Below are 11,318 nucleotides of genomic sequence, written 5' to 3' on the forward strand. Positions count from 1 at the left end.
TCTATTTCGCAATGAGAAAAACCCATAGCAATAGTTTGCTATGGGCAATGAAAAGAAAAATTATTATATTAGTCTTTGTACATCGTTAAATCTTTGGTTCTATAGCTCTCCGGTGTCACAATGGAAATCAACTGATTTTGACTCATTTTATTTTTAATACGATCTGCAATCCGTTCACCATATCGTTTCGTCAAATCCCCAGGGTGAATATTAGATGTAAACACGATACTCTTTCCTTGTCTTTGGTTCAGAATAGAATAGATCGTTTGATCCACCCACTCACTTACCCTCTCTACACCAAGATCATCAAGAATAAGTACATCCACTTCTGCAATCGCCTTCATAAATTTACTTTCCGAATATCCCGAATCATTATCCCAGGAAGCAACAATGGTATCCATTAGTTTCGGTACATCAAAAAACATCGCAGTAATATTATTATCCTTAAAATATTTATACAAGCCTACTGCTAAATGGGTTTTTCCTCTACCAGTTCGACCAAAGTAATATAGGTTCTCTCTACCTGTAAATTGGTCAAAAAAGTCTATCGTGCTCGCTAAAGCCTCGCCTTGACTGGAATAGTCGACTTTAAAGTTCTCAAGAGTAGCATCCTCGAGCTCCCTTGGAATAATACAGAACTGTTCAAAGTACTTATGTTTTCTACGCTTCTCCGCTTGCATTGTTTCAGCAGCCAATCGACAATCGCACTCATTTTCATACTCTTGCCATTGACCTTTATTTTCCCCGCCGATAATTTGCATACGGACGCGTTTTACTTCTCTATTACATTTTGGGCAGACTCTTTGGGAAAGTATCTCGGTTTTCCCCATGCTGCCAATTACGGCACCAATCTTTTTCATCGTCGCCACCTCCGTCAAAACTTTGTCATTTTTTCTATATCAATTAGGTTAGATTTTTCATTTACTAGTGCAATTATAATAGTTTCGGTTATAATAATACAAGAATGTTAACGAGTTCGGAGGGAAAAAGAACATGTTAACCGGATGGTTTTTATGGTTAATTTTATTTTGGGTCGTCACAATGGTGGGATTATTGGCCATTGGCGGATTCTTCATGTTTCGCAAATTTCTTAAAAGGATGCCAAAAGAAGACGGCAAATCAGAATTGGATTGGCAGGATTTCTACTTAGAAAAAACCCGTCACCTCTGGCCGGATGATTTGAAGCAGCTACTAGAAGAGCTAGTTTCACCCGTACCGGAATTATTCCGTGATATTGCCAGACAAAAGATAGCCGGGAAAATCGGTGAAATTGCTTATAAAGAAAATGCGAAAGAAATAACAAGAGAACATGTCATTCGTGGCTATATTCTCGCTACACCTAAACGGGATCATAAGTTCCTTATAAAAAAATTGGAACATCTTAAGATTGATCATACCCCGTATCAACACCTTTTCTAAAGAGAAAACCTCGGTTTTAGACCGAGGTTTTTATCGTTGGTGGAATGGAACCACTCTCTATCTTCTTATATTTAACATACATCGCTATTCTCCATGGTACAATCATGCCGAAAGCAAGTAGCCAAAACATTCCGGTTAGTTCTCCAATATCAATCTGCGTACTAAGAACAAGCTTCATCACAACTCTAACGGCCAATAACCCAAGCAAAATGAAGACAAATGCCTTCGATCTTTTTAAATATATATCATTATCCTTCATCTCAAACTTAGAAGTTTTAATCAAAAATATGGAAAATATCGCACCAACTGTCAGAGCTTCTAATATTTGCAGAAAAGAAACGCGAAATTCAGGAAATAGGAACATTAATGCCCCAGTACTCATAAAAATGGGAGGTAATACAATTTTTTTCACTGATGAGGGTTTTTTCGCAGCTTTCATTCTGATAAACAAAACAAGCAATGCCATACAAACTGCAAAAATCGTAGATAGTACTGTATACAAATTAATCATCCTCTGTATTCACAACTTTTAACCTCTTACTATTATACCGAAAAAGAGAAATATTAAAAGTGATATCTAAGGTTTTTGCAAAGTCCGATATTTTCTAATGGAAACAACCAATAAAAATGTGACAAGTGTTAAATATAGAGTATCTATGAACAACCAATTATCCTGTAAAGTAGGTGCTTGAACAATTAGATTACCCACTATAAATAACATAGTAAATAACACTGCGACTGAAAAACTAATTATGTATAGAAATAACATTCCTTTTTTATAGACCGTTAACTCTTTACCACCTTTTACAAAAAAGAAAAGGATAACTGTTCCTGTTCCAATTATAAATAATTGAACGGTACTCCAGGTTTGGTCCACTATAATGTCCTTCCGCTCATCAACCAAAACTAAATCTACATAGCTTTCCATCTGCAAAACAAAATTTACAATTAGAAAGTAAATCAGAACGAAGCCTTCTGCAATTCTCGCAAAAACAAAAATAATTCTCCCCCCTAACGAAAAAAACTATCGCATGAAAACGATAGTTTTTACAATTATCCTAACACTCTCTTAACGGCTTCCAAAACCCTTCCTTCATCAAAAGGCTTAACAATGAAGTCTTTCGCACCTGCTTCAATTGCTTCTACAATCAGGCGCTGTTGTCCCATGGCTGAGCACATAATGATTTTGGCTTTAGGATAGTCTTTCACTATTTCACGAACAGCTTCAATACCGTTCATTTCAGGCATGGTAATATCCATTGTTACGAGATCAGGCTGGTGATCGCGAAAAAGCGAAACCGCATCCCGTCCATTCTCTGCTTCACCTATCACAGTGTGGTTAGATTTAGTTAAAATGTTCCCAATTGTTAGTCTCATAAACTTTGCATCATCCACTACTAAAACGTTAGCCACCGCAGAGTCCTCCTTATGTCCTATAAAAAAGTTGTAATTTTCCTTTATTCCCAATTTTAACTTTACTCTTTTCGGACACAAGAATCAACTAAAATATCACACAATTTAAAATCCTTGGAATCCTCCGGTAATGGCAGTGAGCCATACAATGATTTTAGTCAGCCAATTAAAGAAAAGCATGACTCCCATGATGATCATCGCATAACCGCCTATTTTCATAATTAGCGTATGGTTTCGTTTAATCCATCCCATTTTTCCAATGAAAAACGAAAGAATAAAGAAAGGAATGGCAAATCCTAGTACATAGGCTAACATATAATAGATTCCAGATGATGGATTATTCAATGACATGCCAATCACCGCGCCAAGAATCGGTCCGGAGCAAGGTGTCCATCCCGCAGCAAAAGCCATACCTATCAAAACAGTCCCAATATATCCGGATGGACGGTTTTTAAATGAGAACTTTTTATCTTGCATTAAAAATTTAGGTTGGAAAACTCCCAATATTACCAATCCGAAAAAGATGATTAGGATGGCACCAACTTGCCTAATTAAATCCTGGTATTGCACAAAAAATCTACCTAAAAAGGTTGTACCAAATCCTAATGCAATAAAAATTAAAGAAAATCCAATTAAGAAGAATAGTGTATGTAAAATACTTCTCTTTTGCAGCATTCCTTTTTCTTCTTTCAATTCTCCTACTGAAACCCCTGTAATATAAGAGAGAAAAGCAGGATAGATTGGCAAGGTACATGGAGATATGAAAGAAAGTACTCCAGCCCCAAATGCCAAAAATAACGTAAGGTCACCAGACATAAAATCACTTCTCCTACAAAAGTATATATTTAATAGTAACAAAAAATCAGTTAAAACAAACTATGTGTTTTTAACATTCTATGTCGAAACCGTGACAGTATTCCCTAGTTATTTTTCACTAGTTTAACAATTATTAAAGTACCATTAACTTGCAATTTTTCTTTGTATTGCCTCCTAAATTCTAGTATAATGATGTTACGAATTGGAAGAAGGAAGGGTACTCAACATTGGCTACTAAACATGAATTGATTGAACTAATTGAAAAAAAGCGATCCGAATTAATTGATATTGTCGCAAAGTACGGAATGTCCTCTTCTAAAACATTAAAGCTCAGCCAGGAACTAGATACATTACTAAACAAGTATAACCATATCATCGTCCCTAAATAATACATAGATTCTATATGAGCTTTGTCATTAATGAAACCCCTTCTCAAAAATTGAGGAGGGGTTCTGTTTTGTGAAGATTACAACGCTTGCATTTCAAGATGCGTGTCCTGGTGATTTGTGGCCAACAAATATGTTGATTTAATAATATTCTCTCTATATTTATGAATAATAAGTCATATTTTGTACGCTCCCCCATGTATGAAGGGGAGTTCACCTGAATACTATGTTCAATGGAGGTGACAATTCATGGATCAAAACCATAACAGGAGGATGGAGGCGGAATTCACCCCTTTTCCCAAGGATGCTACGGAGAAAACAAAAAGAATTAATAAATTAATAAAAAAGAACCTGCCCTGGGCAAGGCTGAAGATTGAACAGGAGTGGGCTACGAGAAATGTCCTGAAAAACGTCTCCCTCCCCGTTATCAAACCAGATGACTCGTTTTTCCCTGTTTGGGATTTAAAACGCTATGAATTCCTATTGAACGACAAACTTCCTTTATCCGTTAACCCGAAACTATGGTACCAAGGAAAATTAAATTTACATGCCGGTCTTTTTCAAGTAACAGAAAACATTTACCAGGTTAGAGGATTTGATCTTGCTAACTTAAGTATTATTCGTGGAAAGACAGGCTGGATTGTTATCGATTGTCTCACAAGCAGAGAAACAGCAGAAGCAGCCTTTGAATTAATTGACAGCTATTTCGGCAAGATCCCCATTAGTGCCATCATCTTTTCTCATTCACACGTGGATCATTATGGAGGTGTTGATGGAGTCCTTAATAGTGGAACTACGGATGAAGTGAAAATTTATGCACCTAGCGGATTTTTAAGTGCAGCCCTGGAAGAGAATGTGACAGCAGGTGTTGCCATGTCAAGGCGAGGATTTTACATGTATGGAGAGGTGCTGCCTCGTGGAGAAAAAGGTCAAGTAGACAGCGGCATCGGAAAGTATGTATCTACTGGTGTTGTGACTTTAATCAATAATGCGGAAGAAATTTCACCTTCCAAGGATGAATCCTACGTTGAGAAAGTTATTGATGGTGTGAGAATGCAATTCCAAATCACCCCGGACACAGAAGCTCCGTCTGAAATGAACATGTTTATCCCAGGAGAAAAAAGTCTGTGTATTGCAGAGAACTGTACAGCTTCGCTTCATAATATCTATACTCTACGAGGAGCTGAAGTGAGGGACCCAGTCGCATGGGCCCAATACATCCAACAGGCCATTGATTTATTTGGAGAACATTTAACGTCTGTATTTGAAGTCCATAATTGGCCAAGGCACGGAAAAGAATACTGCATAGAATATATGGAAAAACAGCGAGACATGTACCAATATATCAATGATCAGACACTAAGGTTGATAAATCAAGGCTACACGATCGATCAAGTAGGAAGAATGGTAACCTTTCCCGACAGTTTAAAAGACGAATGGTTTAACGGTTCTTTTTATGGAACTGTCAACCATAATTCTAAAGCGGTATACCAAAAATATATGGGATGGTATAACGGAAACCCTGTCGATTTAAACAAACTGCTCCCGGAAGAGTCCTCCAAAAAATATGTGGACTATATGGGAGGCGAGGATGAAGTCATCAAAAAAGCAAAAGAATGCTTTAGAGAAGGTGATTACCAATGGGTAGCTGAAGTCACCAAGCACGTCATCTTCGCAAATCCATCCAATAAAAAAGCCAAATACCTTTGTGCGGATGCACTTGAGCAGCTTGGATACATCGCAGAATCCGGCCCATGGCGCAATGAATATCTGATGGGTGCACAAGAACTTCGTTACGGAATTATACCAATACAGCGGTCTACCATCACAACTGAGGTTTTAGATATAATGACACTCGAACAAGTGTTGAACATGTTGAGTATCCGAATCAACGGATTGATTGCTGGGGAGTATGACTTCAAATTGAATTTCATTATTCCAGATCGGAAAGAAAAAGCTTTAACGGAGGTCAAACGTGGAATCTTTCGATATTTATCTGATGAATTAAAAGAGGATCAAGTTATGGTCATCATGAATAAAGAATCCTTATATGAGTTAGCCACTACCAACAACCGCCCTTCTCCTTCTTCAATTAAAGTAATAGGAAATATCCAAAAATGGCATCAATTTCTGTGGGCTCTTGATCAAATAGACACAGACTTTCCTATTATGACGCCCTTGAGTAAAAAAAGAACGAATGATTACTAAACAAAATTTTCATAGAATGGTTTTCTTTACATTGTATTTCATATAAACGCCGATACGGGTCCATATACACAAGTACAATGCTGTTTCCAAAACTTTAGTCTTGAATAAATGTGAAATGTGTATATAATGTAAAGTAATTGCATAAGTAAAATGTTTTCTAGGGTTCCGCAATTAATAATTGGTCTGGTCCGAGAGAAAACTCACAGCTCTGCTGTGTCACGGAAGGATAAAAGCCTGGGAGATACTGTTTTACAGTTATCTCTCAGGCTTTTTTTGTATTTTTGGTAATAATAAAATTGGAGGTGTCTTTAGATGAATAAAGACTGGATGAAAGTATTTATCGCTGCATTCTTTGAGGTTTTTTGGGTAATTGGATTGAAACACGCTGAGGACTTTTGGAGTTGGACTGGAACTGTTATTGCTATCTTCATTAGCTTCTACTTAATGATTATGGCGGGACGAAAATTACCTGTAGGAACTGTCTATGCGGTTTTTGTTGGTCTAGGTACAGCAGGAACTGTCTTTTCTGAAATCCTATTCTTTGGAGAACCATTTAAAGTTGATAAAGCACTCTTGATTTTATTTTTATTAGCAGGAGTAATTGGATTGAAATTAGTCACAACAGATAATGTTAAAGAAGGCGGTGAATTCTAATGGCTTGGATTTCTTTAATCTTAGCAGGCTTATTTGAAATGTTTGGTGTTGCAATGATCAATAAACTTCATAATGATCGAAATTGGAAATCCATTGCTTTATTAGTTCTTGGTTTTGGCGCAAGTTTCATATTCCTAGCTTACGCAATGGAGACCCTACCTATGGGTACAGCTTATGCAATTTGGACAGGTATTGGTGCTTCTGGTGGTGCACTATTAGGAATGATTTTATATGGGGAATCCAAGGATTGGAAAAGATTAATTTTTATAGCCATGGTTCTAAGTGCAGCGGTGGGATTAAAACTTGTTTCATAGAATATTATTTATATGTAAAGGAAAATTATGATTGGAATTTATCTTATATTTTATCTTAATCTTATTTTCAAAAATTGCTGAACAAAGTAGAAGCAGAAAAACAAAGTATTATAAGGTCAACCTGATAAGGAAATATATCTGGTTGACCAATTTATTTCACTAATACTTTTTCTTTTAAGAATGTAAAACCATATAAAAGCAAGGCATCAATCATAAACACAAACATTAATTGAATTTTCTTCATTTTGACTAAAGAGAATATGTGAAGCCTTTGTAAGTAATACATCAAACCATAAGTAAACATTCCATCCACAATTACATTCAACAGCATATAGCGAAAAAAGTTGCCATATGTCCACTTTAATATACACATAGAACCAACTAAAAACGGTCCCCACGTAAATGGAATTACCCAAGTTACCTTCGTTGAAAAGGCTTCATGCCACCTCCACCATCTTCTCTTTTTGGCGATAAGGTTAACAAGCAGTACCACAAACGAAATAAAAATACCAGATGGGAAGTATCGTTTGAAAGCATGCTTCCCTAACATAGGAACCAGAGACCAGGGAAGAATCATCATGACTAATGACATTGCCTTCGAATACTTCATGTAATTCATTATTACACCCTCCTATTCCAGCTAACAAGAATAATATCCCCAAGAATAGAAAAAATACAATTCCTTCTTTATTAATTTGATACACGCGTTGTGTAAAATGTATTGTTTCATATATAGCTAAACAGTTACTAAAAGTCCATCACTTCACTTGTTCCTTCATTCCATGCCAAACATAGTAAACTTCATCTGCTAGTTTTGCAGCATCTTGCGAGATCCATCCCGCAATGTCACGGAGGCTTCTTTCCTGTTTATTCAGTGGGACAATTCCCCTGCCCATTTCCAACATGATCAGAATTATTTCTTTCCCCTTCTTTCGTTCCTCTTCTTTTAACTCCAAAAAAAAGGAATAAAAAAATTGTCGAATGGAGTCATCATCATGTTCTAATTGTAGAGCATCCATTATCCATTTTTCCCAACCTTCTAAAACAATAGCGGTATCATCCTCCCGATATGATCTCCAGTCGGTAAAATTACTATTATAATAGGAAGAAACCCAGCAAAATTCACCAGTATGAATGGCTTTCACTACCTTTCTTTTTCCGCAATAGGCACCACCGATAAAGAGCTGCACACCCAGTCCCCCTCTCTTTTCTCTAATTTCAATAGTAATCCTTTTCCATGCGGTACAGCAGGTGATTCCCAAAAAGATTTTGTAGCTTTGAACTGACTAAGCATGTACCGAATCACTCCACCGTGGGTCATCACCAGAATGTTAGTTTTATTAAAGGATAGGTTATTTCTATTCAACATATCCGAAACAAATGCATCCACCCTTCGTTGGAACATTTGACCGCTCTCACCAGAGGGGGTGCTATGTAATTCCCAATTATCAAGCCATCTTTGGTAACAAGGATCTTCCTTCAACTCTTCGTATTTCTTCCCTTCCCAATCACCAAAATTCATTTCTCTTAATCTAGAATCAAGATTTGGAGAGTGACGCAGGCTTAAGAACTTCAATGTGTTTTGACATCTTAGTAGATCGCTTGAATAAATGCTATCAAAAGAAAGATCTTCAAACTCTGTTTTTAGTAAATCCAACTCATCAAGCCCATCCATCAAGATATTCTGATCCGTATGTCCAAGATAACGTTTCTCCCTGTTCCAATCGGTTATCCAATGACGAACGAGATATAGGTCCACATAACAATTAACCCGCATAGTTCTCCTCCTTCTATCGCAGTCCCCATCAGATCACCATTACTTCCTTTGAATTGTTTCATCATCCATTTGCCATACCACCATGTGAACAAGGCATAAGCTGGCAACAGTACAAGGTACTGCGGAAGAAATAAAAACAATACAGCAATAGGCAGGAATGCTAGTACCAGGTCCCTCCCAGTCAGGTTCTTCTTCCATTCAAACGCTAACCCATGCTGTTGAGCAGTTGGGAAAAGATGCATCAGATAAACCGCAATTCCTCTTGAACAGGCAAGGATGACCAAGAAACACATGGTAGATTGATAGGATTCGTTCAATAGTAAATAGATGAAAACGGCTTTCCATACTAACAGGAACAATAAACTTAATATTCCAAAACTTCCAACGCGTGGGTCTTTCATAATTTCCCATTTTTTCTCAAGTGTTGCATTGGAACCAACCGCATCCGCTACATCCATCCAGCCATCCAAATGCAGCCCTCCTGTAAGCCAAATCCAGATGGTCAAAATAAGTAGTGCCAACATCCAAGTTGGCAGGACACCATGTAAAAATGAGATAATAAAGACTATGATCCCTCCCAACACCATGCCTGTTAGCGGATAACATCTTAACGCCCACCTACTACTCTCTTTGTTCCAAGGGCACTCCACAGGTACTGGTATCCTGGTTAAAAACTGAAGAGATAAGGCTAATCCATACAAGCTATTTTTCATACTAACACCCCTCTCCCTTTCCAATATTTTGGAATACCAACTCTGACCTGTACCGCCACATCAGCTTGTTTCACGATATGTTGATGAAGTAATTCCAACATATATATATAGGAAGTGACCGTTTTATAACAGGAAGGAGGTTCTTCGTTCAGGTCATTTGAAACAATTAATAAACTCAATCCCTTCTTTCTTGCAAGAGTCAACCACTTATCTACTTCAGCAACTATCTCTTCTTCGTTCCCTACAATTCCATGAAATATCATGTTACTAAGCCAAATGGTCAGGCAATCCAGCAGTACCACATCACCTTTATTTGCTCGCATGATACTTCTTGCAACCTCAACCGGTACCTCTTCCACCTTCCACTCCTTACCGCGCTGATCCTTGTGCATCGCTATTCGCCCCTCCATTTCTTTATCACTATTTTGGGAAGTAGCTAAATAAACAAGATTATTAGTGGGTTCTTTTTTATGAAGGGATAAAGCCAACCTTTCTGCAAAATGACTCTTCCCTGATCGAGCCCCCCCGGAGATAAAAATGATCACACTCTCTCCCTCCATTTTTTAAGAATGGTCAACAATTTAGCATTTTCTTCCTCCGATCTTATAGCAAGCCGTAAATGACTGCCTTCCAACCCTATGAAATTATATGTATGTCTTGCTAAAATACCGTGTTGGAACAAGAAAGTGAAAAGTGCCTCCGTTTTTTCTGGATGTCTATTATCCTGAAGAAGATAGAAATTCACCGAAGTGTTAGATAAATAAAAGTCATTACTTTCTGCAAAGGTTCGCAATTTCCTTGTCTGTTCTTCAAGCCAACTGACGGTATGGGCGACAAAGTTTTTATCCCTTAGTAAAAGTGGAGCAATAGCACTTGCCAAAGCATTCACACTCCAAGGTACCTGAAAGCTTTTTATTTCATTTATGACAGCTTCTCTGGCCATCATATAACCTAACCGAAGACCAGGAATCGTGTACATCTTAGTCAATGACCGGAGTAGAATTAGGTTAGGATATTCCTTTAGCAACGGTGTCAGCGTCTCGGATGGAATAAAATCCACGAACGCTTCATCTATAACTAGGAAAGTTTGATGATGCAGACCCTGTTCCAATAACATTTTAATTTCTGCTTTCGGAATGACCACCCCTGTCGGATTGTTGGGACGACAAAGGAAGAGGACATCCCAATCAGGCAGTGCTTCAAGCAGCTGGTTCATCGGCAATCGAAAATTATTCAGAGGTGATGTAGTAATGCCTTTCACCTGTAAATGATAATGCCTACATGCCCGTTCATATTCCGAAAAAGCAGGATGGACGATCCCGGCTATTTTCCCTTCAAAATATTTAGCCGCAAGAAAAATAGCTTCCGCTCCTCCATTTGTAAGAAGGATTTCCTCATTATGAATCCTTTCCATCCATGCCAATGAACTAGTGCTAAAAGAATAATTCGGGTCAGGATAACACAACAGCTTCTTCCACTGTCCCTCCAATTCCCCCTGCAACCATTCAGGTGGCCCCATTGGGTTAAGATTCGCACTAAAGTCCAAGACTTCTTGCTCTTCTGCCTGCAAGAGCTTCTTCATCATATCTGGCTGACCGCCATGTTCTGGCCAATTCAT

General features: G+C 37.8%; 16 protein-coding genes and 1 riboswitch. Of the genes, 5 read left to right on the plus strand and 11 right to left on the minus strand.

Going from position 1 to position 11,318, the window contains the following annotated elements; translation table 11 throughout:
• Positions 1-68: 68 nt before the first annotated feature.
• On the minus strand, positions 69-860 hold the full coding sequence (locus HC179_RS19470; protein ID WP_148986364.1) for an ATP-binding protein: 792 nt from the start codon (positions 858-860) through the stop codon (positions 69-71).
• A gap of 133 nt (positions 861-993) precedes the next feature.
• Here HC179_RS19470 and HC179_RS19475 point away from each other — a divergent pair, with 133 nt between their 5' ends.
• The gene (locus HC179_RS19475) at positions 994-1,419 is read left to right on the plus strand and encodes a DUF2621 domain-containing protein (protein ID WP_168865851.1); all 426 of its coding nucleotides are present in this window, start codon (positions 994-996) and stop codon (positions 1,417-1,419) included.
• A gap of 16 nt (positions 1,420-1,435) precedes the next feature.
• On the opposite strand, the gene HC179_RS19480 is transcribed toward HC179_RS19475, so the two are convergent.
• The 4 genes from HC179_RS19480 to HC179_RS19495 all read right to left on the minus strand — a co-directional run bounded on the left by HC179_RS19480 (position 1,436) and on the right by HC179_RS19495 (position 3,648).
• Positions 1,436-1,930 carry a CcdC family protein gene (locus HC179_RS19480; protein ID WP_168865852.1) on the minus strand — a complete coding sequence of 165 codons (495 nt, stop codon included), beginning with the start codon at positions 1,928-1,930 and terminating at the stop codon, positions 1,436-1,438.
• Positions 1,931-1,996: 66 nt separating this feature from the next.
• On the minus strand, positions 1,997-2,296 hold the full coding sequence (locus HC179_RS19485; protein WP_168865853.1) for a hypothetical protein: 300 nt from the start codon (positions 2,294-2,296) through the stop codon (positions 1,997-1,999).
• A gap of 176 nt (positions 2,297-2,472) precedes the next feature.
• On the minus strand, positions 2,473-2,832 hold the full coding sequence (locus tag HC179_RS19490; protein WP_168865854.1) for a response regulator: 360 nt from the start codon (positions 2,830-2,832) through the stop codon (positions 2,473-2,475).
• A gap of 105 nt (positions 2,833-2,937) precedes the next feature.
• Positions 2,938-3,648 (minus strand): cytochrome c biogenesis CcdA family protein, encoded by a 711-nt coding sequence (locus HC179_RS19495; protein ID WP_168865855.1) that lies wholly within the window; start codon positions 3,646-3,648, stop codon positions 2,938-2,940.
• Positions 3,649-3,875: 227 nt separating this feature from the next.
• Here HC179_RS19495 and HC179_RS19500 point away from each other — a divergent pair, with 227 nt between their 5' ends.
• The 4 genes from HC179_RS19500 (at position 3,876) to HC179_RS19515 (ending at position 7,210) form a co-directional block, all read left to right on the plus strand.
• Positions 3,876-4,037 carry an aspartyl-phosphate phosphatase Spo0E family protein gene (locus tag HC179_RS19500; protein ID WP_010193472.1) on the plus strand — a complete coding sequence of 54 codons (162 nt, stop codon included), beginning with the start codon at positions 3,876-3,878 and terminating at the stop codon, positions 4,035-4,037.
• Positions 4,038-4,283: 246 nt separating this feature from the next.
• A complete protein-coding gene (locus HC179_RS19505; RefSeq protein ID WP_240948591.1) occupies positions 4,284-6,242 on the plus strand; it encodes an alkyl/aryl-sulfatase in 1,959 nt (652 codons plus the stop codon).
• A gap of 146 nt (positions 6,243-6,388) precedes the next feature.
• A riboswitch (guanidine-I (ykkC/yxkD leader) is annotated at positions 6,389-6,485 on the plus strand.
• A 69-nt stretch (positions 6,486-6,554) separates the two neighbouring features.
• Entirely contained in the window at positions 6,555-6,896 is a 342-nt protein-coding gene (locus HC179_RS19510) for a DMT family transporter (protein WP_168865856.1), read from the plus strand.
• Entirely contained in the window at positions 6,896-7,210 is a 315-nt protein-coding gene (locus HC179_RS19515) for a DMT family transporter (RefSeq protein ID WP_168865857.1), read from the plus strand. The genes HC179_RS19510 and HC179_RS19515 overlap by 1 nt, the downstream gene beginning before the upstream one ends.
• A gap of 151 nt (positions 7,211-7,361) precedes the next feature.
• Here HC179_RS19515 and HC179_RS19520 read toward each other — a convergent pair whose 3' ends face one another.
• The 6 genes from HC179_RS19520 to cobD all read right to left on the minus strand — a co-directional run bounded on the left by HC179_RS19520 (position 7,362) and on the right by cobD (position 11,318).
• Positions 7,362-7,829, minus strand: a complete 468-nt coding sequence (locus HC179_RS19520) for a hypothetical protein (RefSeq protein WP_168865858.1) — start codon at positions 7,827-7,829, stop codon at positions 7,362-7,364.
• 139 nt (positions 7,830-7,968) lie between these two features.
• Entirely contained in the window at positions 7,969-8,400 is a 432-nt protein-coding gene (locus HC179_RS21245) for a bifunctional adenosylcobinamide kinase/adenosylcobinamide-phosphate guanylyltransferase (RefSeq protein ID WP_168865859.1), read from the minus strand.
• The gene (locus HC179_RS19530; protein WP_168865860.1) at positions 8,355-8,987 is read right to left on the minus strand and encodes a histidine phosphatase family protein; all 633 of its coding nucleotides are present in this window, start codon (positions 8,985-8,987) and stop codon (positions 8,355-8,357) included. The genes HC179_RS21245 and HC179_RS19530 overlap by 46 nt, the downstream gene beginning before the upstream one ends.
• The gene (cobS, locus tag HC179_RS19535) at positions 8,939-9,700 is read right to left on the minus strand and encodes an adenosylcobinamide-GDP ribazoletransferase (RefSeq protein WP_168865861.1); all 762 of its coding nucleotides are present in this window, start codon (positions 9,698-9,700) and stop codon (positions 8,939-8,941) included. Before cobS ends, HC179_RS19530 begins: the two co-directional genes overlap by 49 nt.
• A complete protein-coding gene (locus HC179_RS19540; RefSeq protein WP_168865862.1) occupies positions 9,697-10,245 on the minus strand; it encodes a bifunctional adenosylcobinamide kinase/adenosylcobinamide-phosphate guanylyltransferase in 549 nt (182 codons plus the stop codon). The genes cobS and HC179_RS19540 overlap by 4 nt, the downstream gene beginning before the upstream one ends.
• On the minus strand, positions 10,242-11,318 hold the full coding sequence (gene cobD / locus HC179_RS19545; protein WP_168865863.1) for a threonine-phosphate decarboxylase CobD: 1,077 nt from the start codon (positions 11,316-11,318) through the stop codon (positions 10,242-10,244). The genes HC179_RS19540 and cobD overlap by 4 nt, the downstream gene beginning before the upstream one ends.

It is taken from the genome of Bacillus sp. RO1 (genome assembly GCF_012524115.1).
In the GTDB taxonomy this organism is placed as follows: Bacteria; Bacillota; Bacilli; order Bacillales; family Bacillaceae_I; genus Sutcliffiella_A.

Excerpts from the sequence above, each read along its gene's own strand:
- HC179_RS19470 (WP_148986364.1), bottom strand. The coding sequence starts at position 860 with ATGAAAAAGATTGGTGCCGTAATTGGCAGCATGGGGAAAACCGAGATA.
- HC179_RS19475 (WP_168865851.1), top strand. The coding sequence starts at position 994 with ATGTTAACCGGATGGTTTTTATGGTTAATTTTATTTTGGGTCGTCACA.
- HC179_RS19480 (WP_168865852.1), bottom strand. The coding sequence starts at position 1,930 with ATGATTAATTTGTATACAGTACTATCTACGATTTTTGCAGTTTGTATG.
- HC179_RS19495 (WP_168865855.1), bottom strand. The coding sequence starts at position 3,648 with ATGTCTGGTGACCTTACGTTATTTTTGGCATTTGGGGCTGGAGTACTT.
- HC179_RS19505 (WP_240948591.1), top strand. The coding sequence starts at position 4,284 with ATGGATCAAAACCATAACAGGAGGATGGAGGCGGAATTCACCCCTTTT.
- HC179_RS19510 (WP_168865856.1), top strand. The coding sequence starts at position 6,555 with ATGAATAAAGACTGGATGAAAGTATTTATCGCTGCATTCTTTGAGGTT.
- HC179_RS19515 (WP_168865857.1), top strand. The coding sequence starts at position 6,896 with ATGGCTTGGATTTCTTTAATCTTAGCAGGCTTATTTGAAATGTTTGGT.
- HC179_RS19520 (WP_168865858.1), bottom strand. The coding sequence starts at position 7,829 with ATGAATTACATGAAGTATTCGAAGGCAATGTCATTAGTCATGATGATT.
- HC179_RS19530 (WP_168865860.1), bottom strand. The coding sequence starts at position 8,987 with ATGCGGGTTAATTGTTATGTGGACCTATATCTCGTTCGTCATTGGATA.
- cobS (WP_168865861.1), bottom strand. The coding sequence starts at position 9,700 with ATGAAAAATAGCTTGTATGGATTAGCCTTATCTCTTCAGTTTTTAACC.
- cobD (WP_168865863.1), bottom strand. The coding sequence starts at position 11,318 with ATGAATTGGCCAGAACATGGCGGTCAGCCAGATATGATGAAGAAGCTC.